Annotated in this window: 2 protein-coding genes; one reads left to right on the plus strand and one right to left on the minus strand. The window is 62.7% G+C overall.

Annotated features, from left to right (window positions below):
• A partial coding sequence (locus WM40_RS27280; RefSeq protein ID WP_046154685.1) for a hypothetical protein occupies window positions 1-433 on the plus strand: 433 nt, incomplete at its 5' end.
• A gap of 86 nt (window positions 434-519) precedes the next feature.
• On the opposite strand, the gene WM40_RS31985 is transcribed toward WM40_RS27280, so the two are convergent.
• Window positions 520-721, minus strand: a 202-nt coding sequence (locus WM40_RS31985; RefSeq protein WP_236693738.1) for a hypothetical protein, incomplete at its 5' end; no start/stop codon positions are given.

The raw sequence follows: 721 nt of genomic DNA on the forward strand, positions 1-721 counted from the left end.
GCAGATCAGTTTCGCGTTGTCGCGGCGCTTCACGTGGATTCGAATCGGCATACCCGAAGACCCGGCTGCTTTCGTCCGAGAACGGCTCGAAAAGCTTGGGTTGCTGAAAGGGAGCGCCGACGTCGCCTTGCCGAATCCGATCGCGGATTTGTGGGCGATCGTCAATCGGCACCGCGAGTTGGGCGGTGCGCCCGTTATCGATTTCTTGAAGCTTGCCGCCGCGATGGACCCCGACATCGATTTTCTGTCGGCTCCGACGCAGCAGACGCAAGAGACCTTCGTCGTGGTGATGGCCTCGACCTTCTTGCCGTTGCTCGACGGCATCAGCCGCGCCGAGGCGATGGATTGCTCCTCGGCCATCGTCTCTGCGTGGGGGCTGTCGGGCGCTGCGGCAGCCGACGTCGAGCAACGTTTCATGGAGCTTGCGCCCTGAGCACCCCACTTGGCTCTACGCTGTCCGACCATTGCCTGGCGGCGCTCTTGCGCTGCCATCGATCTCCGCAGGGCAACGGATGGGATTCAAAGACTCCACGCGTCGATATCGAGGAGCGCGAGGAGCTTTTGCTGCGCTGGGCGCTTTCTGACGGGGTCCGGCGCATCGCGGAGCGCGTGATCGCAAACCCGCGAGACATTCGATCCTCCATCACTTTCGAAACTCAAACGCACTCGGGCCACATACCGGGAGTCGTCGACGCTCGGGCGACGCTTTGCGAGCAAGAGC

Source organism: Robbsia andropogonis (genome assembly GCF_000970345.1).
Lineage (GTDB): Bacteria > Pseudomonadota > Gammaproteobacteria > Burkholderiales > Burkholderiaceae > Robbsia > Robbsia andropogonis.